This window comes from Pseudomonas sp. W2I6, from assembly GCF_030815935.1.
Classification (GTDB): domain Bacteria; phylum Pseudomonadota; class Gammaproteobacteria; order Pseudomonadales; family Pseudomonadaceae; genus Aquipseudomonas.
Genome location: NZ_JAUSXJ010000001.1, coordinates 923,669 through 948,061 on the forward strand (window position 1 = coordinate 923,669; position 24,393 = coordinate 948,061).

The following is a 24,393-nucleotide window of genomic DNA, read 5'->3' on the forward strand; positions in this document are numbered from 1 at the left end:
CTGCACTCCATGCCCGTGCGGCTCAAGCCGGCAGCGGGCGGGTTACGGGGGCGGGGCTCACGGCTGGCGTGCTCGGCATGCGAGTCAGGCGCAGGGCATTGAGCACCACGGTCAACGAACTGAGGGACATGCCGATCGCCGCCCAGATGGGAGTGATCCAGCCGAGGGCGGCAAACGGCAACATCAGGCCATTGTACAGCCCGGCCCACAGCAGGTTTTCAATGATTACCCGGCGGGTGCGCCGGGCCAGGGTAAAGGCTTGCACCAGGGCGTCGAGGCGGTTCGACAGCAACACCGCGTCGGCGCTGGTCTTGGCCAGGTCGGTGGCCGAGCCCATGGCCACGCTGATATCGGCGGCGGCCAGCACCGGCACATCGTTGACGCCATCGCCGAGCATCAGCACCTTGCGGCCTTCCTTGTGCAGCTGTTGCAGCATTTGCAGCTTGTCATCGGGGCGCAGGCCGCCATGGGCTTCGTCGATGCCCAGCTCGGCGGCGACACTGGCAACCATCGGCGAGCTGTCTCCCGACAGCAGCAACGTGCGCCAGCCGCGTGCCTTGCAGGCGGCGAGCAAGGCGGGCGCGTCGCTGCGCAGGCGGTCATCCAGGACAAACCAGGCCAGGGCGCCGTCGGTGTCGCCCAGCAGCAGCCATTGGCCGGCTTCCTTCGGCGAGGCGGGGAGGGCGCAGCCGCTCAGTTCGCAAACAAAACCCGGCTGGCCAATGCGCAACCGGCGGTCACCGACGCGGCCTTCCAGGCCCAGGCCCGGCGTGCTGAGCACTTCATCCGCCGCCAACGGCGCGCGGCCGAATGCGCGGGCGATCGGATGTTCCGAACGTTGCTCCAGCGCCGCCGCGAGGCTCAGGCACTCGTCGCTGCCCAGCAGGCTCAACGGGCGGATCGCGCGCAACGCCAGGCGACCTTCGGTAAGGGTGCCGGTCTTGTCGAAAATCACCGTGTCGATCTGGTTCAGGCCTTCCAGCACGTGGCCGCGGGTCAGCAGCAGGCCGAGTTTGTGCAGGGTGCCGGTGGCTGCCGTCAGGGCGGTGGGTGTTGCCAGTGAGAGGGCGCAAGGGCAGGTCGCAACCAGCATCGCCAGGACGATCCAGAACGCCCGTGACGAATCCAGCTCCCACCACACCAGGCCGATGACCGCAGCGGCGACCAACGAGCACAACAGGAACCATTGGGCGGCGCGGTCGGCGATCTCCGCCAGCCGGGGTTTCTCCGCCTGGGCCCGCTCCAGCAGGCGCACGATGGCCGACAGGCGCGTGTCGTGGCCCAGGGCGCGGACTTCGACGGTCAGCGCACCTTCGACGTTGAGGGTGCCGGCAGTGACGGCATCGCTGACCTGGCGTGGTTGCGGCAGGTACTCGCCGGTCAGCAGCGATTCGTCGATGCTCGACTGGCCGTCGAGGATGATGCCGTCTGCCGGCAGCACCGCCCCCGGATGCACCAGTACCCGGTCGCCCAGGGCCAGTTCGCTGAGCAGGATCCGTTCACTTTGCCCGTCGGCACTCATGCGCAGGCACGAGGCTGGCAACAGGTTGACCAACTGCGCAGTGGCTGCCGCCGTGCGTTCCCGGGCGCGACGCTCCAGGTAGCGCCCAGCCAGCAGGAACAGGGCAAACATGCCGACTGCATCGAAATACAGTTCGCCGGTGCCGGTGATGGCGGTCCAGATTCCGGCCAGGTAGGCACCGCCAATGGCCAGGGACACCGAAACATCCATGGTCAGGTGGCGGGTGCGCAGGTCGCGCATCGCCCCCTTGAAAAAAGGCGCGCAGCTGTAGAACACGATGGGCGTTGTCAGAAACATCGCGACCCAGCGCAGGATCACGTGCAGCTCCGGGCTCAGGTCGATATTGAATTCCGGCCAGGTGGCCATCGTCGCCATCATCGCCTGGAACCACAGCAGCCCGGCCACCCCCAGTTGACGCAGGGCCAGGCGGTTTTCGCTGGCCAGTTGTTCGGCGGCGCGGTCGGCTTGGTACGGGTGGGCGGCGTAGCCGATGTGACGCAACTCGCCGAGCAGTTGGCTCAGGGGCAGTTGCCCATCGGCCCAACGCACGTGCAGGCGGTGGTTGGACAGGTTCAGCCGCGCCTCGGCCACGGCGGGCAGGCTGCGCAGGTGTTTTTCGATCAGCCAGCCACAGGCGGCGCAACTGATGCCTTCCATCAACAGTGTGGCTTGCGACAGGTCACCGTCGTGGCGCACGAAAGGCTTTTGCACATCGGCACGGTCATACAGCGCCAGCTCGTCCACCAGTTGCACCGGCAGCGCCTCGGGGTTGGCCGAGGCTTCGCTGCGGTGCTGGTAATAGCTTTCCAGGCCACCGGCGACAATCGCCTCGGCCACCGCCTGGCAGCCCGGGCAGCACAGCTCGCGGGGCTCGCCGAGGATCACGGCAGTGAACCGGCTGCCGGGCGGCACGGGCAGGGCGCAGTGGTAGCAGGGGATTGGGGTGGTCATGGCTCAGTTCCGATGATCGTTCCCACGCTCTGCGTGGGAACGCTTCGCTGGACGCTCCGCGTCCGCTCTTGTGACGCGGAGCGTCACGGGATGCATTCCCACGCAGAGCGTGGGAACGATCAAACAGGTGACGCTCTATTTTTTCAGGTCTTCAGCACCCTGCAGCGGCTCGTCGCCCAGCAGCAAGTCCTTGTCATGGCTGACCTGTTCTTCTTCAAACATACGCCAGGTCCGGTCGCCTTCCACCCCCAGCAGCTCGACGAAGCGGCGGCCTTCGACCTTGTCGGTCACCTGGCCGATGTAGCGGCCGGGTTCGCTGTCGCTGCGGGTCAGGATGATCTTGCGATCCTTCTCCGGCTGGGTCGGCGAAATCAGGTTCAGCTCCAGGGTGCCGGGCCCGCTGTTGCCGGTCAGGTGCAATTCGACTTCGCCGGTCAACTCGTCCAGGTGCACCTTGGCCCGCAGTTGCAGAGTCTGGGCCAGCAGTTCGCGGTCCAGGGAACGGTTGATGCCTTTGCCGGCCTCGTAATAGTTGTCGTTGACCAGGTTGTCGGGGTTGTTCACCGCGATGGTCACCATGGACAAGGTCAACGTCACCGAGCAGGTCAGGATCCCAATGATGATCCAGGGCCAAAGGTGCTTGTACCAGGGGCTTGCGGCAGTAGCTGCGGGCATTGTTCGGCTCTCTATTAACGGACTTGTGGGCCGATGAATCGGCTCTTGGCTTCAATGTGGACGCTGTCGTCATCGGCATCCCTGAGGATGAATTTCACCTCGTTGGTGCTCGACGGCAGTTGTTCCGGTGCGCTCGACAACTCCACCGGCATGCTGAAGATTTCCCCGGCCGCTACCTTGATCTCGCGCCGGCCTTGCAGCTTGAGGTCTGGCAGGCCTGCGGCGTCAAGCACGTAGGTGTGGTCGCGCTGGTCCTTGTTCATGATCTTCAGGCTGTAGACGTTTTCGATCCGGCCCTCGGCGTTTTCGCGGTACAGCACGCGGTCCTTGCTGACGTCGAAACCCACCAGCGAGCGCACGAAGAAGGCGGCCACCAACAGGCTGATCATCGCCAGCAGCACCAGGGCATAACCGATCAGGCGCGGGCGCAGCTTATGGGTTTTCTGCCCGGACAGGTTGTGCTCGGTGGTGTAGCTGATCAGCCCGCGCGGGTATTCCATCTTGTCCATGATGTTGTCGCAGGCGTCGATGCAGGCAGCGCAGCCGATGCATTCAATCTGCAGGCCGTCACGGATGTCGATGCCGGTAGGGCACACCTGCACGCACATCGTGCAATCGATGCAGTCCCCCAAGCCCTGGGCCTTGTAGTCGATACCTTTTTTGCGCGGCCCACGGACTTCGCCACGGCGCGGGTCGTAGGAAACGATCATCGTGTCCTTGTCGAACATCACGCTCTGGAAACGCGCATACGGGCACATGTAGATGCACACCTGCTCGCGCAGCCAGCCGGCGTTGCCGTAGGTGGCGAGGGTGAAGAAGCCGACCCAGAAATACGACCAGCCATCCGCCTGGCCGGTGAAGAAATCGAACACCAGTTCACGGATCGGCGAGAAGTAGCCGACAAAGGTCATGCCGGTGACGAAGCCGATGATCAGCCACAGGCTGTGCTTGCCGAACTTGCGCAGGAACTTGTTGGCGCTCATCGGCGCCTTGTCCAGCTTGATGCGTTGGTTGCGGTCGCCTTCGGTGACCTTTTCGCACCACATGAAGATCCAGGTCCACACGCTTTGCGGGCAGGTGTAGCCGCACCAGACGCGGCCGGCATACACGGTGATGAAGAACAGGCCAAACGCCGCCACGATCAGGATGCCCGACAGCAGGATGAAATCCTGGGGCCAGAAAGTCGCGCCAAAAATGAAGAATTTACGCTCCGGCAGGTTCCACCAGACAGCCTGGTGGCCACCCCAGTTCAGCCACACGGTGCCGAAGTAGAGCAGGAACAAACCGGCCCCCCCGAGCATCCGCAGATTGCGGAACAAACCGGTGAAGGCACGGGTGTAGATTTTCTCCCGCGATGCGTAGAGATCGACGGTGTTATTCGAATTTTTGGCAGGCGGGGTAACGTCATGTACCGGAATCTGGTTGCTCATCATTGCATCCCACGGCAGTGGAGATTTGCCTCGGCCAGTACGTGCCAGCCGGGGTCAAAATAGGGGTGTTGCAGTGGCCTAATGATACGCCCCTGATACCCTTCGACGGGTGCGACCTTTGGTCGCGTTGGGGGAAATCAATTGATGGTGTACGTGATCTGGGTCAATTGACTTGTGAAGTATGGACGGTTTTTTCAGCCTTACCGGTCATTCGTCCCATGGATTGATCAGCGCGACGCCGCTGGATTGAAAGTCGCCAGTGTTGCGCGTGACCACTGTCAGCCCATGAACCAGCGCGGTTGCAGCGATCAGCGCGTCACTTTCGTTGGCTTGGTCTGGCACATGCAAGCTGGCACAGCGCAGGGCAACTGCTGCATCAATCGGCAGGATTCTGGCATCAAACGCCGGCATGACATGGCGCTTGAGCCATGTGCGCAAAACCTTTCCCTGGGCGGGATCACGCCGCTCCATTCGCAGGACTCCTGTTTCCAGTTCCTTCAAGGTAATGGCCGAAATATACATCCGTGGCGCGATGACACTTTTGGCCCAGGCGACGACCTTGGCATCGGCTTGGGGTTTGCGCAGTTCAGAGATGACGTTGGTGTCGAGTAGATACATCAAGTGAAGTCCACGGGTCGATGAGTGATCACGGCGCGTTCGGTTTCGAACTCGATATCTGCCGCTTCTGGCATCACCAACAGGTCAACGATGTCGGCATTGAGGCCTGTCAGTTTTTGGTAGTCCTCAATGCTTAGCAGTACATGGGCAGGCTTGCCCCGGTCAGTGATAAAAACCGGGCCTTGACGGGCGGCTTTTTTGGCACCGCTTGTGTCTTGATTGAATTCACGGCTGGAAATGGTGGTGATGGTCATGGGGGCTAACCTCCGTATGGAGTACGAATGTAGTCACGTTACTACCTGCGGTTTTCTTGATCAATCTCAAATGTAGATGCGTTGCTGGCGGTGACGACTTTTTCGACTTGAAAATAAAACGGCCCCGCCAATCTCCACTGGCGGGGCCGTTTTTTTTCACCGCTTTTCCTCACACGGCGTCTGGCGGCTTGTTCCCATGGGACAGTCCGAAACATACGCCGCCAGCAAGTGCACCTTGCCGTTTCCCTTGCGACTTCCTGGTGTTGAGTAAGTAAATCAGGAGAGGTCTACGGGCCGGTGTGGTGGCGTTTTTATAACTGCTTTTTGCGCTGTTAAATAACCTACAACGATTGGTTAGGAAGCTGACGCTTCTGCGATATCAGTTCTTAGGCCCAAACGAGCCTTTGTTTACACAGAATGAAACGTTTGTTGTAGGAACGCTGATCGCGTTATTGCCACGCAGGAAATGCCGACGTTGAGATCAAGTCTGGATCAGTGTTCGGCAATGTTTTGTAGCAGCGCGCAGCGTTACCACGATGAAACCTTTGATGAGCAATTGTTGAGCGTTATGCCTAGGTCTCTTGCGCGCCGATAAATTTATTTTGTTTTGACGTTATTCAAATCGAGGAAACCAATGACCATTCAACGTGCTAATGACACGCATAATGTTGGAGCCGTTCCACCATCGGCTTCGACGCTGCCAGTATCCTCTGGCATCAGCGTAGAGCAATTCAGTAGTTGGAATGATTATCGGGTGGCCGACCGTCTACTCAGAAACTTTGATAAGTATGCCGACCCTGCGCAACCAGACTACATCACCCGCGACTCTCTACGACAGGTAGCGTATGCCTCTGCGCAGAGTGGCTACAGCAGTGACGACATGAATTTCGCCCGTTCGCTGCTGGAAAATCCTGTACTCATGGAGAAACTCGATGGGTACGGAAAGCATAAGCACGATGGCAAAATCGATCGTGAAAGTATCATAACCGTGGGTCAGAATATGGGGTTTCCCCTGGCCACGATGAGTGATAAAGAACTGGCGCAAAAGCTCCTGAATGAATATGACACCTATTACCCGGAGCGCGGTTGGGGTGGGATTGATCGCAGGGAGGGTGTGACTTACGCTTCACTGAAGAACATCGCGGATGGGACGCGTCATGATCGCGGCCCAGATGAAGCGATGGTCGCGCGGGAAATCTTGAGTCGTCCTGAGTTAGTGGCACAGTTAGGACTGACGGATTGGTCTAAATCGGCTGATCGGGGGGCGATCAACGCTGCTATTAAAAGAGTGGACCAAGTGCATGAAGAACGGTAACGCCTCGTCCTCGGGGTAAGTTGAGTTCCACCAATGCCCCATTACCAAAGCCCCGCGCAGCATTGGCTGCGCGGGGCTTTTTGGTTTTAATGCTTACTGCTCCTCAGCTGCCTTGTCTCCATGGGACAGGCTGTAAACATAGGCCGCCAGCAAGTGCACCTTGTCATTGCCCTGCAACTGCTCCTGCGCAGGCATCTGGCCTTGACGGCCATAACGGATGGTCTGCTGCAGTTGCGCGAAGCTCGAACCGTAGATGAACGCGCCAGGGTGGGTCAGGTCAGGCGCGCCCATGGCGGGTGTACCTTTACCGGCGGGACCGTGGCACGCCACGCAGTTGGCGGCGAAGAGTTTCTCGCCGTTGGCCACGTCTGCCTTCGCGCCTTCCGGCAATTTGCGGCCATCGAGGTTGGTCACCACAAAGCCGGCCACATCGGCCACGCCTTGCTCGCCAATGACTTCGGCCCACGCCGGCATCACCGCGTGGCGGCCCTTCATGATGGTTTCCTTGATGGTGGCCGGGTCGCCGCCCCAGCGCCAGTCGGCGTCGGTCAGGTTGGGGAAGCCGTAGGCACCTTTGGCGTCGGAACCGTGGCACACCGAGCAGTTGGAGGCGAACAGGCGGCCACCCATCTTCAAGGCTTGCGGGTCCTTGGCCACTTCTTCGATCGGCATGGCGGCGAACTTGGCGAAGATCGGCCCGAACCGGGCGTCCGACTTGGCCATTTCCTTTTCCCATTCGTGCACGCCGGTCCAGCCGGTCTGGCCATTGGCAAACGGGGTTTGCTTGTCGTTGTCGAGGTAGCTGTAGCCCGGCAGCAGGCCTTTCCAGTTGCCCAGGCCAGGGTACAGCGCCAGGTAACCGAGGGCGAAGATGATGGTGCCGACGAACAGCATGAACCACCATTTGGGCAGCGGGTTGTCGTACTCCTCGATGCCGTCGAACGAGTGGCCGACGGTTTCATCGGTTTGCTCGGCGCGCTGGCCCTTGCGGGTCGACAGCAGCAGCCAGGTCAGGGCGAAAATGGTACCCAGACTGAGGACTGTGACGTACAGACTCCAGAACGTAGTCATTCTTTGTTACTCCTAGACGCTTCCACGACGTGCTTGATGGCTTCGGGATCATCCGCGAAGGGCAGCAACGTCGCGTCTTCAAACTCCGACTTGCGCTTGGGGCTGAACACCCACAAGGCCAGGCCGATAAAGGCCACCATCACGACAACGGTGCCCAGGCCTCGAATCATCCCGATATCCATCCAGATCACCGTTTGCTTTTGATGATGGTGCCAAGGCCTTGCAAGTAGGCCACCAGTGCGTCCATTTCGGTCTTGCCCTTCACGGCCGCTGCCGCGCCGGCGATGTCTTCGTCGGTGTAGGGCACGCCCAGGGTGCGCAAGACTTCCATCTTCTTGGCGGTGTCCTTGCCGTCGAGTTTGTTTTCGACCAGGAACGGGTACGCCGGCATTTTCGATTCGGGCACCACGTTGCGCGGGTTGTACAAGTGCGCACGCTGCCAGTCATCGGAGTAACGACCGCCGACCCGGGCCAGGTCCGGGCCGGTACGCTTGGAACCCCACAGGAATGGGTGGTCCCACACGCTTTCACCGGCGACCGAGTAGTGGCCGTAGCGTTCGGTTTCGGCACGGAACGGGCGGATCATCTGCGAGTGGCAGCCGACACAACCGTTGGCGATGTAGACGTCGCGGCCTTCCAGTTCAAGGGCGGTGCGCGGCTTCATGCCTTCCACCGGCTTGTTGGTCACGTCCTGGAAAAACAGCGGAACGATCTGGGTCAGGCCGCCGATACTCACGGCGATGACCATGAAGAAGGCCAGCAGGCCGATATTCTTCTCGACTACTTCATGCTTCATCAGTGAGCTCCCACAACGGCGATCTTGGTAGCGGCTTCGGCTTCTACAGGGTCGGAGGCACGCACGGTGCGCCACACGTTGTAGGCCATGAACAGCATGCCGCTGGCAAAGATCGCACCGCCCAGGGCGCGCACGATGTAACCCGGATGGCTGGCTTGCAGCCCTTCGACGAAGGAGTAGGTGAGGGTGCCGTCATCGTTGATTGCACGCCACATCAGGCCCTGGGTGATGCCGTTGACCCACATCGAGGCGATGTAGAGCACGGTACCGATGGTGGCCAGCCAGAAGTGCGTGTTGATCAGGCTGACGCTGTGCATCTGCGCACGGCCGAACAGTTTCGGGATCATGTGGTACAGCGCGCCGATGGAAATCATCGCTACCCAACCGAGGGCGCCGGCGTGTACGTGGCCGATGGTCCAGTCGGTGTAGTGGGACAGCGAGTTGACCGTCTTGATGGCCATCATCGGGCCTTCGAAGGTCGACATGCCGTAGAACGCCAGGGAGACCACCAGGAACCGCAGGATCGGGTCGGTGCGCAATTTATGCCAGGCGCCCGACAGGGTCATCATGCCGTTGATCATGCCGCCCCAGCTTGGCGCGAGCAGGATGATCGACATCGCCATGCCCAGGGACTGGGCCCAGTCCGGCAATGCGGTGTAGTGCAGGTGGTGCGGACCTGCCCAGATGTACAGGGTGATCAGGGCCCAGAAGTGCACGATGGACAGGCGATAGGAGTAGATCGGACGCTCGGCCTGTTTCGGCACGAAGTAGTACATCATCCCCAGGAAGCCGGTGGTGAGGAAGAAACCTACGGCGTTGTGGCCGTACCACCACTGGATCATTGCGTCCGTCGCACCGGCGTAGGCCGAGTAGGACTTGAAGAAGCTCACCGGCAAGGACGCATGGTTGACGATATGCAGCATCGCCGTCACCAGGATAAATGCCCCGTAGAACCAGTTGCCGACATAGATGTGCTTGGTCTTGCGCTTGACGATGGTGCCGAAGAACACCACTGCGTAGGTCACCCAGACAATCGCCAGCAAAATGGCGATCGGCCATTCCAGCTCGGCGTATTCCTTGGTGGTGGTGTAGCCCAGCGGCAGGGTGACGATCGCGCCCACGATGACCGCTTGCCAACCCCAGAAGGTAAAGGCCGCCAGTGCATCGGAAATCAGTCGCGTTTGGCAGGTTCGCTGCACGACGTAGTAAGAAGTGGCAAACAGTGCACATCCACCGAAGGCGAAAATCACCAGGTTGGTGTGCAACGGGCGCAGGCGTCCAAATGTCGTCCATGGCAGGCCAAAATTCAACTCTGGCCAAACCAGTTGCGAGGCAATGAAAACGCCGAGCCCCATGCCAAGGATCCCCCAGACCACCGTCATGATGGCGAACTGGCGGACTACCTTATAGTTATAAGCAGTCGGACTGATTGCTGTGCTCATTCTAAGGTTCCACGGTTTAGTTTTTTTATAGGGTAAAAATCGGTCGCAAGTATGGAGAAAGCAAGATTCCATTGCAACGCAAGGTGACCTGCGTCAATGCGTTCCAAACCAGATTCTGCGCCCTTTCCATGTTTGGCGTAGGGACAAAATTCAGGGTTAAAAGCTGACGACTTGGACAGGATTTTAAACGGGTCGAAGGTACTTGTAACTGAGTGTGTGTAAACAAGCAGCTCGGGTGACGAATGGCCAGTGGCACGACAGCCGGTAGGTACCAGCCTTTGCGCCTGTCATCGAGCAGAAATGTTTCAACCCATCGAGTGCAAGTCGGCCGTCGACCGGCCAATGCCAGTCCACTGTGCAAACAAGCGTAGACCCGAATGGCAGGAGGGGAAAGTCAGCGATCGGAAGGGTGCGACAATGGGTCGCAAAAAAGCCGCGCCTGAATCAGGCGCGGCTTTTGGGTGGTGCAGGATTACTCGGGTTGGCTGTCAGGCGTTGCGCCATCAGCATTGTGGGACAGGCTGTAAACATAGGCGGCCAGCAGGTGCACCTTGTCATTGCCTTGCAGTACTTCCTGCGCAGGCATCTGGCCCTGGCGGCCGTGGCGAATGGTCTGCTGCAACTGCGCCAGGCTGGTGCCGTAGATAAAGCCGCCTGGCTGCGTCAGATTCGGCGCGCCCATGGCTTCCACGCCATGGCCTTCCGGCCCGTGGCAGGCGACACAGGTGGTGCTGAATGCCACTTGGCCCGCGGCGACATCCGCAGTGCTGTCCGCCGGCAGCGGCAGGCCTGCCAATTCATGGCGCACATAGGCTGCGACGTTCTTCACACCGTCCTCACCCAGCACTTCACCCCAGGCCGGCATCGCGGCATGACGGCCATTCATGATGGTCATCTTGATTGCATCCGCCGAACCGCCCCAGCGCCAGATGTTGTCTGCCAGGTTCGGGAAGCCGTAGGCGCCCTTGGCGTCCGAGCCATGGCACACCGCGCAGTTGGAGGCGAACAGGCGACCGCCCATTTTCAGCGCCTGCGGGTCCTTGGCGACTTCTTCCACCGGCATGGCCGCGAATTTGGCGAAGATCGGTCCGAATTTGGCGTCGGCCTTGGCCATTTCCTTGTCCCATTCCTTGGTCTGGGTCCAGCCATCTTCATAGCCCGGCAACACGCCTTTCCAGTTGCCCAGGCCCGGGTAGAGGATCAGGTAGCCGACGGCAAACACCAGGGTGCCGGCGAACAGCATGAACCACCATTGTGGCAGCGGGTTGTCGTACTCCTCGATCCCGTCGAAGGCGTGGCCCATGGTCTGGTCCACGCTGCCCTTGGTCTCGCCCTTGCGGGTGCCGATCAACAGCCAGGTCAGGCCGATCAGGCTGCCGAGGGTCAGTACACAGATCCATGTACTCCAGAAGGTAGTCATGGCCGGTTGCTCCTTGTTGCAGGCTCTTCTTGAGCGTCGGGGGTTGGCGGTAGCGGTTCATCGGCAAACGGCAGCAGGCACGCCTCGGCGAACTCTGCGTTGCGCCGGGAGTTGAACACCCACAGCGACAGGCCGATGAAGGCGATGGCCACGACCAGCGTGCCAAGGCCGCGGATGGTTCCAGCATCGAAATCAAATCCCATGGCTCACCTCTTGCTCTTGATGGCAGTGCCGAGCACTTGCAGGTACGAAACCAGCGCGTCCATCTCGGTCTTGCCCTTGAGGGAGGCCACGGCACCGGCGATGTCGTCGTCGGTGTACGGCACGCCGAGGGTGCGCATCACCTTGAGCTTGGTCTCGGTGTGGCTGCTGTCGACCGGGGCGGTGACCAGCCATGGGTACGCCGGCATCTTCGATTCCGGTACCACGTTGCGCGGGTTGTACAAGTGCGCGCGGTGCCAGTCGTCCGAGTAGCGCGCGCCGACGCGGGCCAGGTCCGGCCCGGTACGCTTGGAGCCCCACAGGAACGGGTGATCCCACACGCTTTCACCGGCCACCGAGTAGTGGCCATAACGCTCGGTTTCGGCGCGGAACGGGCGGATCATCTGCGAATGGCACTGTACGCAGCCTTCGCGGATATAGATGTCGCGACCTTCCAGTTGCAGCGCGGTGTAGGGCTTCATGCCTTCCACCGGCTTGTTGGTCACATCCTGGAAGAACAGCGGCACAATCTGGGTCAGGCCGCCGATGCTCACGGCGAGCACCATCAGCAGCATCAGCAGGCCGACGTTCTTTTCAATGGTTTCGTGTTTCATCATCGACTCCTCAGGCCATCTGCGCCGCAGCGGCGACTTCGGCGGGTTGTGCCGAACGCACAGTGCGCCAAGTGTTGTAAGCCATCAGGATCATGCCGCTGAGGAAGATCGCCCCGCCCACCAGTCGCACGATGAAGCCTGGGTGGCTGGCCACCAGGGTTTCGACGAAGGAGTAGGTCAAGGTGCCGTCTTCGTTGACCGCACGCCACATCAGGCCCTGGGCGATGCCGTTGACCCACATCGAGGCGATGTAGAGCACGGTGCCGATGGTGGCCAGCCAGAAGTGCGCGTTGATCAGGCCGAGGCTGTACATCTGCTCGCGACCGAAGATTTTCGGGATCATGTGATACAGCGCGCCGATGGAGATCATCGCTACCCAACCCAGCGCCCCGGCGTGTACGTGGCCGATGGTCCAGTCGGTGTAGTGGGAGAGGGCATTGACCGTCTTGATCGCCATCATCGGCCCTTCGAAGGTCGACATGCCGTAGAACGCGAGAGAGACGACAAGGAAGCGCAGGATCGGGTCGCTGCGCAACTTATGCCAGGCGCCCGACAGGGTCATCATCCCGTTGATCATCCCGCCCCAGCTCGGTGCCAGCAGTACCAGCGACATCACCATGCCCAGGGACTGTGCCCAGTCCGGCAGCGCGGTGTAGTGCAAGTGGTGCGGGCCGGCCCAGATGTACAGGGTGATCAGGGCCCAGAAGTGCACGATGGACAGGCGATAGGAATACACCGGACGTTCGGCCTGTTTCGGCACGAAGTAGTACATCATCCCGAGGAAGCCGGCGGTGAGGAAAAAGCCTACCGCGTTATGCCCGTACCACCACTGCACCATGGCATCCGTCGCACCGCCGTACAGCGAGTAGGACTTGGTCAGGCTGACCGGGATTTCCAGGTTGTTGACGATATGCAGGATCGCTACGGTGATGATGAACGCACCGAAGAACCAGTTACCGACGTAGATGTGCTTGGTGTTGCGCTTCATCACCGTGCCGAAGAACACGATGGCATAGGCCACCCAGACGATGGTGATCAGGATGTCGATCGGCCATTCCAGCTCGGCGTATTCCTTGGAGCTGGTGTAGCCCAGCGGCAAGGTGATCGCGGCCAGCACAATGACCAGCTGCCAGCCCCAGAAGCAGAACTGCGCGATCTTTGGCGCGAACAATTGGGTCTGGCAGGTGCGTTGCACCGAGTAGAAGGAGCTGGCAAACAGCGCGCAACCGCCAAAGGCAAAGATCACCGCGTTGGTGTGCAGCGGGCGCAAGCGGCCGAAACTGGTCCAGGGCAAATTGAAGTTGAGTTCGGGCCATACCAACTGGGCAGCGAGAAAAACCCCGAGCCCCATGCCGACGATGCCCCACACCACCGTCATAATGGCGAATTGGCGGACCACCTTGTAGTTATAGGCGGTACTTAAAGTAGTGTTCATGGTTCCCCATCCACGGTTCAACCCAAGCAAATGCGGCACTTGGGCTGGAGTTATAGGCAGACTAAAAAGCGAGGCAAGCATGGGCAAAGAGCACAAGGCCAGTATTGACGGGGATCAATGGGCGCAGTGTGTGCGGGAACGCGGCTGGTTGTGGAAGGCCGCGACAGGGTCTATCGCGCGTACGCCCGCGACGCTGATCCTGGCCCACGGCGCGGGCGCGCCAATGGACTCGGGCTTTATGGAAGACATGGCTGCACGCCTTGCGGGGCATGGCGTGAACGTATTGCGCTTCGAGTTTCCGTACATGGCCCAGCGTCGTGTGGATGGGGGCAAGCGTCCGCCCAATCCTGCGCCGAAATTGCTGGAATGCTGGCGCGAGGTGTACGCCGAGGTGCGACGTCATGTCGCTGGGAAACTGGCCGTTGGCGGCAAGTCCATGGGCGGGCGGATGGCCAGTCTATTGGCGGATGAATTGGGCGCGGACGCGCTGGTGTGCCTGGGTTATCCGTTCTATGCGGTGGGCAAGCCGGAGAAGCCACGGACCGAGCACCTGGCCGGGCTGAAGACGCCGACGTTGATTGTGCAGGGTGAGCGGGATGCACTGGGCAATCGGGCGGCGGTGGAAGGGTACGTGTTGTCGCCGAGCATCGAGGTGATGTGGCTGGTGGCGGGGGATCATGATTTGAAGCCGTTGAAGGCTTCGGGGTTCAGTCATGAGCAGCATCTGGAGGCTGCGGCGGTGAAGGTGGCCGGGTTTCTCGGCGCCTGATAGGGCCCTTTCGCGAGCAAGCCCGCTCCCACATTTGAAATGCATTCCAAATGTGGGAGCGGGCTTGCTCGCGAAAGCGGTTTACCGGTTAAAGCGTTCTACCAGCGAATACTGAGTATTGGCGGTATGCGTCAGCTCTTCACTCAACTGCGCCGAATTCAACGCCTGTTCCGACGTCTGGTCCGCCAGCAGCGCAATGGTGCTGATGTTACGGCTGATCTCTTCCGCCACCGAGCTCTGCTCTTCGGTCGCCGCCGCAATCTGTGCCGTCATATCAGTGATATGCGCCACCGCCTCGCTGATCCCGATCAGCGCCTGATCCGCTTCCATCACCCGTGCCACACCTTCTTCCGCCTGGCGATGCCCGGCGTCCATGGTTTGTACGGCCGCGCTGGCGGTCTGTTGCAGCTTGGCGATCAGCGCATGAATCTGCCCGGTGGACTCGCTGGTGCGCTGGGCCAGTTGCCGCACTTCGTCGGCCACCACCGCAAAGCCGCGACCCATCTCCCCGGCACGAGCCGCTTCGATGGCCGCGTTCAGCGCCAGCAGGTTGGTCTGGTCGGCGATGCCTTTGATCACATCCACCACGCCACCGATTTCGTCACTGTCCTTGGCCAGTTGGGTCACGGTCACGCCGGTCTCGCCCACGGCCACCGATAGGCGCTGAATCGCTTCGCGGGTTTCGCCGGCGATATCACGGCCACGCCCGGTCAGGCGATTGGCTTCCTGGGTGGCATCGGCGGTGCGTTGCACATGGCTGGCGACTTCCTGAGTCGTCGCGGCCATCTGGTTGACCGCGGTGGCCACCTGTTCGGTTTCCACGCGCTGGCGTTCAAGACCGCTGGAGCTGTTATGCGCCAGGGTATTGGACTGCGCCGCCTGGGAGTTGAGGTGTTCAGCCGTGTCCTGCAAACGGGTAAGACACGTCTTCAGGCGCGCCTCCTGGCTGAGGATCGACATTTCCAGGCGCGCCTGGGCGCCGCGGCTGTCGGTGTACATCTGCGCGATCAGCGGGTCTGAGGTGGTCTGTTCGGCCAGGCGCAGCAAGCGCTTGAGCCCGCGTTGTTGCCAGCTCAGGCCCAACAGGCCCAGCGGTACCGACAGCGCCGCTGCCAGGGCAAAGCCCCAGTGGGAATTGAGCCAGACGCCAATCAGGAAGCTCAACTGGCTGACCAGGATAAACGGCAGCCAGTCCTGCAACACCGGCAGCCACTTGTCGCGGCGCGGGATGGCCGGCTTGCCCTGGTTGATGCGCTGGTAAAGCGCTTCGGCACGGCGGATCTGCTCGGCGGTGGGCTTGACCCGCACCGACTCGTAGCCGATCACCTGGTTGCCGTCGAAGACCGGTGTCACATAGGCGTTGACCCAATAGTGATCACCGCTCTTGCAGCGGTTCTTGACGATGCCCATCCATGGCAAGCCTTGTTTGAGCGTGGACCACATGTGTGCGAACACTGCCGCCGGCACATCCGGATGACGAACCAGGTTGTGCGGGGCACGCAGCAGTTCGTCATGGGAAAACCCACTGATCTCGACGAAGGCGTCGTTGCAGTAGGTGATCACGCCTTTGGCATCCGTGGTGGAGATCAACCGTTGCTGAGCGGGGAAGGTACGTTCGCGCTGGGTAACGGGTTGGTTATTACGCATGATTGTTCAATCCGCAAGGCTTTGACAGGTTGTCGACCGTCGCGGGGTTTTATTTAACTTATTTTTTGCAACAATCGGCGCAGCCTCAGCCCGCCAGCATCGGATAGGTAAACAACCCGAAATGCAGCAGGTTCAGCCCGAAGTGCGTAACGATCGCCGCGCCCAATCCGCCAAAGCGATACGCCAGGCCGTAGCCCAGGCCTGCGATGGTCGCCAGCAGGGTCCACTGCCAGCCTGCGCCCAGGTGTACCAGGCCGAACAGCAGGGCGGCCAACAGCAGGGCGAGGTTTTCACCATAGGGCAATTGCCTGAACCGTCGGCTCAGGCCGCCCTGGATATAACCGCGGAACAGCGCTTCCTCCACCAGGGTCACCAGCAGCAAGTTATTCAACACCCACAGCCAGGCCTGCTCAGGCCACTTCGGGGCCCAACTGATGACGCCCAGCAACGCAGCGCCGCCCAGGGCGGCAATCGCCGTCAGTGTCAACGCCAGGGCGGTGGCGTAGATCGACAGGCGCAGGGACCGGCGCGCAACAATCCACGGGCAGGCCAGCAGCAGCCAGAAGCCAATCAACGGTTTGTCCTGGTTCAGGTACATCGAGAAAGGCACGGCGTCGTCCGTAAAACGCTGCGGCGCGATCCCGCGACCGTTGTAGAACCCCGGCAGCCAATGCATCGCCAGCCCCAGCGCCAGCACGATAAACAGCCCGTGGCCCAGATAGCGTACCCACGGGTTTCGCTGTTGCCGCACGGCAAACCCGGCCAACAGCAGCATGGCGACAGACAGTGCCGCCATTAACCCCAATTGCCCGTAGCTCAAGGCAAGTACATAGCCGATGGAAAGAAGCGCCAGGTACAGCCATGGCAATGCAAGCATGGGGAATCCTTGTGACAGTCAAAATCTGAGGGCGGCAGTATACCGAGCGTCACCGACGGTAAAAATGAAAACACCGCCAGGGAAGGCGGTGTTTTGGGTAGCGCGTGTCAGTTACGAGGCAATCAACTGCCGCAACACGTAGTGCAGGATCCCGCCGGCCTTGAAGTACTCGACCTCATTGAGGGTGTCGATGCGGCACAGCACTTCGACCTTCTCGCTGCTGCCATCCTCACGGGTGATCACCAGCGTCAGGTTCATGCGTGGCTCGATCTCGGCGTTGGTCAGCCCGAGGATGTCGATCTTCTCCTTGCCGGTCAGCTTGAGTGCCTTGCGGTTCTGGTCCAGCTTGAACTGCAGGGGCAGCACGCCCATGCCCACCAGGTTGGAACGGTGAATCCGCTCGAAACTCTCGGCGATCACCGCCTTGACCCCCAGCAGGTTGGTGCCCTTGGCCGCCCAGTCACGGCTTGAGCCGGTGCCGTATTCCTGGCCGGCGATCACCACCAGCGGGGTGCCCGAGGCCTGGTATTTCATGGCGGCGTCATAGATCGGCATTTTCTCGCCGGTAGGGATGTAGATCGTATTGCCGCCTTCCTCGCCGCCGAGCATTTCGTTGCGGATGCGGATGTTGGCGAAGGTGCCGCGCATCATCACTTCATGGTTGCCGCGACGCGAGCCGTAGGAGTTGAAGTCCCGCGGTTCGACGCCTTGCTCGCGCAGGTATTTGCCGGCCGGGCTGTCGGTCTTGATGTTGCCGGCAGGGGAGATGTGGTCGGTGGTCACCGAGTCCCCCAGCAATGCCAGCACATTGGCGCCCTTGACGTCTTCGATCACCGGCAGCGGGCCGCCGATGTCGTCGAAGAAAGGTGGGTGCTGGATGTAGGTGGAGTCCTTCTGCCACACGTAGGTTGCAGCCTGCGGCACTTCAATGGCCTGCCACTGTTCATCACCGGCAAACACCTCGGCGTATTCCTTGTGGAACATCTGGGTGCTGACTTGGGCGACGGCGTCGGCGATTTCCTTGCTGCTGGGCCAGATGTCCCGCAGGTACACCGGTTTTCCGTCAGAGCCGGTGCCCAGTGGTTCGCTGCTGATGTCCATGCGCACGGTGCCGGCCAGGGCATAGGCCACCACGAGGGGCGGGGAGGCCAGCCAGTTGGTTTTCACCAGGGGATGCACCCGGCCTTCGAAGTTACGGTTGCCCGAGAGCACCGAGGCCACGGCCAGGTCGGCTTTCTGGATGGCTTTTTCGATCGGCTCGGGCAGCGGCCCGGAGTTGCCGATACAGGTGGTGCAGCCATAACCCACCAGGTCGAAGCCCAGCTTGTCGAGGTATTGGGTCAAGCCTGCCGCTTTGTAGTAATCAGTCACGACTTTGGAGCCCGGCGCCAGGGAGGTTTTCACCCAGGGCTTGCTCTTCAGTCCTTTCTCCACGGCCTTTTTCGCCACCAGTCCCGCCGCCATCATCACGCTCGGGTTGGAGGTGTTGGTGCAGGAGGTAATGGCCGCGATCACCACCGCGCCGTTTTTCAGGCGATAGGTCTGGCCTTCGAAGTCGTAGTCGGCTTCACCGATCAGGTCGGCGTTGCCCACCGCAACACCGCCGCCGCCTTCGCTTTCCAGGCGGCCCTCTTCCTTGTTGGTGGGTTTGAATTGCAGGTCGAGGAAATCGCTGAAGGCCTGGCCGACGTTAGGCAGCGAGACACGGTCTTGCGGACGTTTAGGCCCGGCCAGGCTGGCTTCGACGCTGGCCATGTCCAGCGCCAGGCTGTCGGTAAAGATCGGCTCCTGACCTGCATTGCGCCACAGGCCCTGGGCCTTGGTGTAGGCCTCCACCAGTTTGACGGTTTCTGCAGGACGGCCCGACAGGCGCAGGTAGTCCAGGGTTACTTCATCCACCGGGAAAAAGCCACAGGTGGCGCCGTACTCCGGGGCCATGTTGGCGATGGTGGCGCGGTCGGCCAGTGGCAGATCTGCCAGGCCGTCGCCATAGAATTCGACAAATTTGCCGACCACGCCCTTTTTACGCAGCATCTGGGTGACGGTCAGCACCAGGTCAGTGGCGGTGATGCCTTCTTTCAGCTTGCCGGTGAGTTTGAAGCCGATCACTTCCGGGATCAGCATCGACACCGGCTGCCCGAGCATCGCGGCTTCCGCTTCGATCCCGCCCACACCCCAGCCCAATACGCCGAGGCCGTTGATCATGGTGGTGTGGGAGTCGGTGCCGACCAGGGTGTCGGGGAAGGCATAGGTGCGGCCGTCTTCATCCTTGGTCCACACGGTGCGACCGAGGTATTCCAGGTTGACCTGGTGGCAGATGCCGGTGCCCGGCGGTACCACGCTGAAGTTGTCGAAGGCGCTCTGGCCCCAGCGCAGGAAGGCGTAGCGTTCGCCGTTGCGCTGCATTTCAATGTCGACGTTTTCCTGGAAGGCGCCGGTGGTGGCGAACTTGTCGACCATCACCGAGTGGTCGATCACCAGGTCCACCGGTGACAGCGGGTTGATGCGTTGCGGGTCACCGCCGGCCTTGGCCACGGCGGCGCGCATGGCGGCCAGGTCGACCACGGCGGGCACGCCGGTAAAGTCTTGCATCAGCACCCGGGCGGGGCGGTACTGGATCTCGCGGTCGGAGCGGCGCTCCTTGAGCCAGGCGGCAATGGCCTTGAGGTCGGCGCCGGTGACGGTCTTTTCGTCTTCCCAGCGCAGCAGGTTTTCCAGCAGCACCTTGAGGGACATCGGCAGCTTGTCCAGATCACCCAGGCTCTTGGCGGCTTCGGGCAGGCTGAAGTAGTGATAGGTCTTGTCGTCGATCTGTAAGGTTTTAAGGGTTCTCAGACTATCAAGGGATGACATTACATGACTCCTTATGGTCCGCACGGCTACGGACCTGACGGGACGAACAGAGCTTACAAATTAGCCCTGTTTTAAGTAGCTGGCTAATTACTGGACTCTATCAATAAGTCCAAGGTTCCGAACTCGGCTATCATGCGCGCGTTTTCATGACAGGCATTGCGCTATAGCAAGCCCGTGATCCAGGAGAGTTGATGAACACCCTTTTTATGCACTGCCGCCCGGGTTTTGAAGGCGAAGTCTGTTCCGAGATCGCGGAACACGCCGCACGCCTGAACGTTTCGGGCTATGCCAAGGCCAAGACCGGCAGCGCCTGCGCCGAATTTGTCTGCACCGAAGAAGACGGCGCCCAGCGCCTGATGCGCGGCCAACGCTTTGCCGAGCTGATCTTCCCGAGGCAGTGGGCGCGCGGGGTGTTCATCGACTTGCCGGAAACCGACCGTATCAGCGTGATCCTCGCGCACCTGCGGGATTTCCCGGTGTGCGGCAGCCTGTGGCTGGAAATGGTCGACACCAATGACGGCAAGGAGCTGTCGAACTTCTGCAAGAAATTCGAAGTTCACTTGCGCAAGGCGCTGATGGCCGCCGGCAAACTGGTGGAAGACGCCAGCAAGCCGCGCCTGCTGTTGACCTTCAAGAGCGGCCGCGAAGTGTTCATGGGCCTGGCCGAGTCGAACAACTCGGCCATGTGGCCGATGGGCATCCCGCGCCTCAAATTCCCGCGGGACGCGCCAAGCCGCTCGACCTTGAAGCTGGAAGAGGCCTGGCACCACTTTATCCCCCGAGACCAGTGGGACGAGCGCCTGCACAGCGACATGACCGGCGTCGACCTCGGCGCAGCGCCTGGCGGCTGGACCTGGCAACTGGTCAACCGCGGCATGCTGGTGACCGCCATCGACAACGGCCCGATGGCCGAAAGCCTGATGGATACCGGGCTGGTGCAGCACTTGATGGCCGACGGCTTCATCTACACCCCCAAGCAGCCGGTGGACTGGATGGTCTGCGACATCGTCGAGAAACCGGCGCGCAATGCGGCCCTGTTGGAAACCTGGATCGGCGAGGGACATTGCCGCGAAGCAGTGGTCAACCTGAAGTTGCCGATGAAGCAGCGTTATGCCGAAGTGAAGCGCCTACTTGAACGCATCGCGGAAGGCTTCAAGGAACGTGGCATCCGGGTGGAGATCGGCTGCAAGCAGCTGTACCACGACCGTGAAGAAGTGACCTGCCATTTGCGCCGGTTGGATGTGAAGAAGCCAAAGGCCCGGTAAACGCTGCTCAATGTAGGAGCGAGCTTGCTCGCGAAAAAACCGAGGGCGCCGCTGGCTACCTGGCGCCCCGCGTTACCGTTAAAATGCCGGCCTGTTTAGGAGTAAACCATGAGCCTGACCCCTGATTTACCCGTCGATGCCGTCCTCGACGCCACCGGCCTCAACTGCCCGGAGCCAGTGATGATGCTGCACCAGCACATCCGCGACCTGGCGCCCGGAGGCTTGCTCAAGGTGATCGCGACCGATCCGTCGACCCGTCGCGACATCCCCAAGTTCTGCGTGTTTCTCGACCATGAACTGGTGGACCAGCAGGAACAGGCCGGTACTTACCTATACTGGATCCGCAAGAAATCGGCTTAAGCCCGGCGAATCCGCTTGCGTGCGCTGCGCACCAGGCGGATCACCAACATCGCCGCGGCACAGCTCAGGCCCACGATCAGCCCCTGCCACAAGCCGCTCGGGCCTCGGGCCTGGCCCAGCCACTCGGTCAGCCCCAGCGCGTAGCCCACCGGCAAGCCCACGCCCCAATACGCAAACAACGTCAGCACCATGGTCACCCGAGTGTCCTGGTAACCACGTAGTGCGCCGGCGGCCGTGACCTGGATCGCGTCCGAGAACTGAAAGAGCGCCGCAAACACAATCAGCATCGCCGCCACCTGGATCACCAGCGGGTCCTGGGTGTAGATGGTGGCGATCTGTTCGCGAAACAGCAGCATCAGGCTGCAGGACAGGCAGGCATACACCAGCGCGGTGCCCATTCCGACACCTGCGGCAAAGCGCGCCTCACGGGGTTCTCCTCGGCCCAGGGCCTGGCCCACGCGCACGGTGACCGCCATGCTCAGGGAATAGGGAATCATGAACACCAGCGAACTGAAGTTCAGCGCGATCTGGTGCCCGGCCACCACCGTGGCGCCGAGGCTGCCGATCAGCAGCGCGATCACCGCAAAAATGCTCGACTCGGCGAACACCGCGATCCCGATGGGCAAGCCAATGCTCAACACACGCTTGATCACCGACCATTGCGGCCAGTCAAAGCGCTTGAACAGCTCGCTGCTCTGATACACCGGTGCCCAGCGGGTCCAGGCGGCCAGGCCGAGCATCATCACCCACATCACGATCGCCGTGGCCCAGCCGCAACCGATGCCGCCCATGGCCGGCACGCCGAAGTGGCCGTAGATAAACACATAGTTCAGCGGAATATTCAGCGCCAGCCCGCACAGGCCCATGACCATGCTCGGCCGCGTTCGGCCCAGCCCGTCGCTGAAGCAGCGCAGCACGTAGTACAGCGCAATGGCCGGCATGCCCGAAGCGATGCCGTGCAGGTAGCCCATGCAGGGCTTGATCAGCTCGGGATCGACCTTCATCAGGTGCAGGATCGGTTCGGCGCTGATCAGCAACAGCAGCGCGGTAATTCCCACCACCAGTGCCAGCCACATCGACTGGCGCACCAGCGGGCCGATTTCACCGTGGGTGCCGGCACCAAAGCGCTGGGCGACTTTCGGCGTGGTGGCCAACAGGGTGCCGGTCATCAGCAGGTACACCGGGATCCAGATGGAGTTGCCCAGGGCGACCGCCGCCAGGTCTCGGGAGCTGACACGCCCGGCCATCACGGCATCGACGAACCCCATGGCGGTGGTCGCCAGTTGCCCGATCATGATCGGCAGCGCCAGGGCCAGCAGGTTGCGCACTTCAAGGCTGACGCGGGCGGGGCGAGAAAGGGCGGTGGTGGTTGTGGCAGTGTTCACGTACAGATGTCCGATAGGGGGAGCGCAGGACGGCGCATTCTACGCCTTGACGTGTTGGTCAGGAAAAAACCTGTGTTGTGGATTTGTAAACACATCCCCGCGCATATATAGCGTTTTGTGGTGAGGGCGCTTGCTGTGGCGAGGGAGCTTGCTCCCGCTGGGCTGCGCAGCAGCCCCAGAACGGGCAACCGATGTGTACCTGAAAAAACACGGTGCTGCATTTGGGAGCGCTGCGCACTCCAGCGGGAGCAAGCTCCCTCGCCACAAGGAAAACCGCTGTACACTGCTGATCCGCGAAAGGAGCCTGCCATGCTGATTGTTGCCGACGAAAATATCCCGCTGCTCGATGCATTCTTTGAAGGATTCGGCGAGATTCGCCGGGTTCCGGGCCGGTCCATCGACCGCGCGACGATCGAGCAGGCCGATGTGCTGCTGGTGCGTTCAGTGACCAACGTCAACCGGGCCTTGCTCGAAGGCACGCCGGTGCGGTTTGTCGGCACCTGCACCATCGGCACTGATCACCTCGACCTCGATTACTTCCAGCGCGCCGGCATCCAGTGGTCCAGCGCCCCCGGCTGCAATGCCCGTGGCGTGGTCGACTATGTGCTGGGCAGCCTGCTGACCCTGGCCGAGATCGAAGGCGCCGACCTGGCCCAGCGCACCTACGGTGTGGTGGGTGCTGGTGAAGTCGGCGGGCGTCTGGTCAAGGTGCTCAAGGCGTTGGGCTGGAACGTGCTGGTGTGCGACCCGCCCCGGCAGATCGCCGAGGACGGTGATTACGTCAGCCTGGAGCAGATCGTCGAGCAGTGCGATGTGATCAGTCTGCACACGCCGCTGAGCAAGTCCGGCAACGGCTCCACCTGGCACTTGTTCGACCGCGAGCGCCTCAACCAGCTCAAGCCCGGTGCCTGGCTGATCAACGCCAGCCGCGGCCCGGTGGTGGACAACGCCGCCCTCAAGGAGGTGCTGCTGGCGCGCGAAGACCTGCAGGCCGTGCTGGATGTGTGGGAAGGCGAGCCCCAGGTGGACGTCGACCTGGCCGACCTGTGTGTACTGGCCACCCCGCATATCGCCGGCTACAGCCTGGACGGCAAGCAGCGCGGCACGGCGCAGATCTATCAGGCGTTTTGCCGGCATCTTGGTCAGGACCCGACGATTCAATTGAGCGACTTGCTGCCGGAGCCGTGGCTGGCCGAAGTCAGCCTCAATGCCAATACCGATCCGGCCTGGGCCCTGGCGACCCTGTGCCGCAGCGTGTACGACCCGCGCCGTGATGACGCGGATTTCCGCCGCAGCCTGGTAGGCACAGTGGATGAGCAGCGCAAGGCCTTCGACCTGTTGCGCAAGCACTACCCCGAGCGGCGTGAGATTGACGGCTTGAAAGTGCGGATCAACGGCGAGTCTGCCGCCTTGTCGAACATCGTGGCGGCATTGGGCGCACAGGCAATCTGAAGGCATAAAAAACCCGGCCATCAAGGCCGGGTTTAAGAGAG

At 61.4% G+C, this 24,393-nt stretch carries 22 protein-coding genes; 5 read left to right on the top strand and 17 right to left on the bottom strand.

The genetic code is table 11. The annotated features are described in order from the left end of the window. Positions 1-22: 22 nt before the first annotated feature. From QF039_RS04395 to QF039_RS04415, 5 genes are all read right to left on the bottom strand, one after another. Positions 23-2,473: a heavy metal translocating P-type ATPase gene (locus tag QF039_RS04395; protein WP_307517062.1), complete on the bottom strand. Its 2,451-nt coding sequence runs from the start codon at positions 2,471-2,473 to the stop codon at positions 23-25. Between the two features lie 135 nt (positions 2,474-2,608). Continuing rightward, entirely contained in the window at positions 2,609-3,148 is a 540-nt protein-coding gene (locus QF039_RS04400; protein ID WP_008437568.1) for a FixH family protein, read from the bottom strand. A gap of 14 nt (positions 3,149-3,162) precedes the next feature. Next, the gene (gene ccoG, locus QF039_RS04405; RefSeq protein ID WP_003219028.1) at positions 3,163-4,578 is read right to left on the bottom strand and encodes a cytochrome c oxidase accessory protein CcoG; all 1,416 of its coding nucleotides are present in this window, start codon (positions 4,576-4,578) and stop codon (positions 3,163-3,165) included. A 207-nt stretch (positions 4,579-4,785) separates the two neighbouring features. After that, positions 4,786-5,196: a type II toxin-antitoxin system VapC family toxin gene (locus tag QF039_RS04410; protein ID WP_087694843.1), complete on the bottom strand. Its 411-nt coding sequence runs from the start codon at positions 5,194-5,196 to the stop codon at positions 4,786-4,788. After that, positions 5,196-5,450, bottom strand: a complete 255-nt coding sequence (locus QF039_RS04415) for a type II toxin-antitoxin system Phd/YefM family antitoxin (RefSeq protein WP_003219024.1) — start codon at positions 5,448-5,450, stop codon at positions 5,196-5,198. Before QF039_RS04415 ends, QF039_RS04410 begins: the two co-directional genes overlap by 1 nt. 634 nt (positions 5,451-6,084) lie before the next feature. Between QF039_RS04415 and QF039_RS04420 the strand changes: the two genes are divergently transcribed. Next, positions 6,085-6,765, top strand: coding sequence for a hypothetical protein (locus QF039_RS04420; RefSeq protein ID WP_177437393.1), 681 nt, complete (start codon positions 6,085-6,087; stop codon positions 6,763-6,765). Positions 6,766-6,858: 93 nt separating this feature from the next. On the opposite strand, the gene ccoP (QF039_RS04425) is transcribed toward QF039_RS04420, so the two are convergent. The 8 genes from ccoP (QF039_RS04425) to ccoN (QF039_RS04460) form a co-directional block, all read right to left on the bottom strand. Further along, a complete protein-coding gene (gene ccoP, locus QF039_RS04425; protein ID WP_177019528.1) occupies positions 6,859-7,836 on the bottom strand; it encodes a cytochrome-c oxidase, cbb3-type subunit III in 978 nt (325 codons plus the stop codon). Continuing rightward, on the bottom strand, positions 7,833-8,018 hold the full coding sequence (locus QF039_RS04430; RefSeq protein ID WP_008437575.1) for a CcoQ/FixQ family Cbb3-type cytochrome c oxidase assembly chaperone: 186 nt from the start codon (positions 8,016-8,018) through the stop codon (positions 7,833-7,835). The genes ccoP (QF039_RS04425) and QF039_RS04430 overlap by 4 nt, the downstream gene beginning before the upstream one ends. A gap of 5 nt (positions 8,019-8,023) precedes the next feature. Continuing rightward, entirely contained in the window at positions 8,024-8,632 is a 609-nt protein-coding gene (gene ccoO, locus QF039_RS04435; protein WP_003193167.1) for a cytochrome-c oxidase, cbb3-type subunit II, read from the bottom strand. Further along, positions 8,632-10,074: a cytochrome-c oxidase, cbb3-type subunit I gene (gene ccoN, locus QF039_RS04440; protein WP_003219015.1), complete on the bottom strand. Its 1,443-nt coding sequence runs from the start codon at positions 10,072-10,074 to the stop codon at positions 8,632-8,634. Before ccoN (QF039_RS04440) ends, ccoO (QF039_RS04435) begins: the two co-directional genes overlap by 1 nt. Before the next feature lie 472 nt (positions 10,075-10,546). Beyond that, positions 10,547-11,494, bottom strand: a complete 948-nt coding sequence (ccoP, locus tag QF039_RS04445) for a cytochrome-c oxidase, cbb3-type subunit III (protein ID WP_003219014.1) — start codon at positions 11,492-11,494, stop codon at positions 10,547-10,549. Then, positions 11,491-11,697 carry a cbb3-type cytochrome c oxidase subunit 3 gene (locus QF039_RS04450; RefSeq protein ID WP_177040100.1) on the bottom strand — a complete coding sequence of 69 codons (207 nt, stop codon included), beginning with the start codon at positions 11,695-11,697 and terminating at the stop codon, positions 11,491-11,493. Before QF039_RS04450 ends, ccoP (QF039_RS04445) begins: the two co-directional genes overlap by 4 nt. A gap of 3 nt (positions 11,698-11,700) precedes the next feature. Then, positions 11,701-12,309 carry a cytochrome-c oxidase, cbb3-type subunit II gene (ccoO, locus tag QF039_RS04455; RefSeq protein WP_003219010.1) on the bottom strand — a complete coding sequence of 203 codons (609 nt, stop codon included), beginning with the start codon at positions 12,307-12,309 and terminating at the stop codon, positions 11,701-11,703. A 10-nt stretch (positions 12,310-12,319) separates the two neighbouring features. Beyond that, a complete protein-coding gene (ccoN, locus tag QF039_RS04460) occupies positions 12,320-13,744 on the bottom strand; it encodes a cytochrome-c oxidase, cbb3-type subunit I (protein ID WP_307517063.1) in 1,425 nt (474 codons plus the stop codon). Between the two features lie 79 nt (positions 13,745-13,823). Here ccoN (QF039_RS04460) and QF039_RS04465 point away from each other — a divergent pair, with 79 nt between their 5' ends. After that, positions 13,824-14,513 carry an alpha/beta family hydrolase gene (locus QF039_RS04465; protein ID WP_134325956.1) on the top strand — a complete coding sequence of 230 codons (690 nt, stop codon included), beginning with the start codon at positions 13,824-13,826 and terminating at the stop codon, positions 14,511-14,513. Between the two features lie 81 nt (positions 14,514-14,594). On the opposite strand, the gene QF039_RS04470 is transcribed toward QF039_RS04465, so the two are convergent. The 3 genes from QF039_RS04470 to acnA all read right to left on the bottom strand — a co-directional run bounded on the left by QF039_RS04470 (position 14,595) and on the right by acnA (position 19,890). Continuing rightward, positions 14,595-16,160, bottom strand: a complete 1,566-nt coding sequence (locus QF039_RS04470) for a PAS domain-containing methyl-accepting chemotaxis protein (RefSeq protein WP_003219005.1) — start codon at positions 16,158-16,160, stop codon at positions 14,595-14,597. An 85-nt stretch (positions 16,161-16,245) separates the two neighbouring features. Next, positions 16,246-17,037, bottom strand: a complete 792-nt coding sequence (locus QF039_RS04475) for a CPBP family intramembrane glutamic endopeptidase (RefSeq protein ID WP_307517064.1) — start codon at positions 17,035-17,037, stop codon at positions 16,246-16,248. 111 nt (positions 17,038-17,148) lie between these two features. After that, entirely contained in the window at positions 17,149-19,890 is a 2,742-nt protein-coding gene (gene acnA, locus QF039_RS04480) for an aconitate hydratase AcnA (RefSeq protein ID WP_008437584.1), read from the bottom strand. Positions 19,891-20,081: 191 nt separating this feature from the next. On the opposite strand from acnA, the gene rlmM reads away from it, so the two are divergent. Both rlmM and tusA read left to right on the top strand, forming a co-directional pair. Next, positions 20,082-21,155: a 23S rRNA (cytidine(2498)-2'-O)-methyltransferase RlmM gene (gene rlmM / locus QF039_RS04485; protein ID WP_003219000.1), complete on the top strand. Its 1,074-nt coding sequence runs from the start codon at positions 20,082-20,084 to the stop codon at positions 21,153-21,155. Between the two features lie 108 nt (positions 21,156-21,263). After that, positions 21,264-21,515: a sulfurtransferase TusA gene (tusA, locus tag QF039_RS04490; RefSeq protein ID WP_003218998.1), complete on the top strand. Its 252-nt coding sequence runs from the start codon at positions 21,264-21,266 to the stop codon at positions 21,513-21,515. On the opposite strand, the gene QF039_RS04495 is transcribed toward tusA, so the two are convergent. Continuing rightward, positions 21,512-22,900 carry an MATE family efflux transporter gene (locus tag QF039_RS04495; protein WP_003218996.1) on the bottom strand — a complete coding sequence of 463 codons (1,389 nt, stop codon included), beginning with the start codon at positions 22,898-22,900 and terminating at the stop codon, positions 21,512-21,514. The genes tusA and QF039_RS04495 overlap by 4 nt on opposite strands. A 309-nt stretch (positions 22,901-23,209) precedes the next feature. On the opposite strand from QF039_RS04495, the gene pdxB reads away from it, so the two are divergent. After that, positions 23,210-24,352: a 4-phosphoerythronate dehydrogenase PdxB gene (pdxB, locus tag QF039_RS04500; protein WP_307517065.1), complete on the top strand. Its 1,143-nt coding sequence runs from the start codon at positions 23,210-23,212 to the stop codon at positions 24,350-24,352. Positions 24,353-24,393: the final 41 nt, after the last annotated feature.

Coding starts and splice junctions, on each gene's coding strand:
- ccoO (WP_003219010.1), bottom strand. CDS start 12,309: ATGAAACACGAAACCATTGAAAAGAACGTCGGCCTGCTGATGCTGCTG.
- QF039_RS04420 (WP_177437393.1), top strand. CDS start 6,085: ATGACCATTCAACGTGCTAATGACACGCATAATGTTGGAGCCGTTCCA.
- QF039_RS04395 (WP_307517062.1), bottom strand. CDS start 2,473: ATGACCACCCCAATCCCCTGCTACCACTGCGCCCTGCCCGTGCCGCCC.
- tusA (WP_003218998.1), top strand. CDS start 21,264: ATGAGCCTGACCCCTGATTTACCCGTCGATGCCGTCCTCGACGCCACC.
- QF039_RS04410 (WP_087694843.1), bottom strand. CDS start 5,196: ATGTATCTACTCGACACCAACGTCATCTCTGAACTGCGCAAACCCCAA.
- QF039_RS04470 (WP_003219005.1), bottom strand. CDS start 16,160: ATGCGTAATAACCAACCCGTTACCCAGCGCGAACGTACCTTCCCCGCT.
- QF039_RS04430 (WP_008437575.1), bottom strand. CDS start 8,018: ATGGATATCGGGATGATTCGAGGCCTGGGCACCGTTGTCGTGATGGTG.
- pdxB (WP_307517065.1), top strand. CDS start 23,210: ATGCTGATTGTTGCCGACGAAAATATCCCGCTGCTCGATGCATTCTTT.
- QF039_RS04415 (WP_003219024.1), bottom strand. CDS start 5,450: ATGACCATCACCACCATTTCCAGCCGTGAATTCAATCAAGACACAAGC.
- QF039_RS04450 (WP_177040100.1), bottom strand. CDS start 11,697: ATGGGATTTGATTTCGATGCTGGAACCATCCGCGGCCTTGGCACGCTG.
- ccoO (WP_003193167.1), bottom strand. CDS start 8,632: ATGAAGCATGAAGTAGTCGAGAAGAATATCGGCCTGCTGGCCTTCTTC.
- ccoN (WP_003219015.1), bottom strand. CDS start 10,074: ATGAGCACAGCAATCAGTCCGACTGCTTATAACTATAAGGTAGTCCGC.
- ccoN (WP_307517063.1), bottom strand. CDS start 13,744: ATGAACACTACTTTAAGTACCGCCTATAACTACAAGGTGGTCCGCCAA.
- ccoP (WP_177019528.1), bottom strand. CDS start 7,836: ATGACTACGTTCTGGAGTCTGTACGTCACAGTCCTCAGTCTGGGTACC.
- QF039_RS04475 (WP_307517064.1), bottom strand. CDS start 17,037: ATGCTTGCATTGCCATGGCTGTACCTGGCGCTTCTTTCCATCGGCTAT.
- ccoG (WP_003219028.1), bottom strand. CDS start 4,578: ATGAGCAACCAGATTCCGGTACATGACGTTACCCCGCCTGCCAAAAAT.
- acnA (WP_008437584.1), bottom strand. CDS start 19,890: ATGTCATCCCTTGATAGTCTGAGAACCCTTAAAACCTTACAGATCGAC.
- QF039_RS04400 (WP_008437568.1), bottom strand. CDS start 3,148: ATGCCCGCAGCTACTGCCGCAAGCCCCTGGTACAAGCACCTTTGGCCC.
- ccoP (WP_003219014.1), bottom strand. CDS start 11,494: ATGACTACCTTCTGGAGTACATGGATCTGTGTACTGACCCTCGGCAGC.
- rlmM (WP_003219000.1), top strand. CDS start 20,082: ATGAACACCCTTTTTATGCACTGCCGCCCGGGTTTTGAAGGCGAAGTC.
- QF039_RS04465 (WP_134325956.1), top strand. CDS start 13,824: ATGGGCAAAGAGCACAAGGCCAGTATTGACGGGGATCAATGGGCGCAG.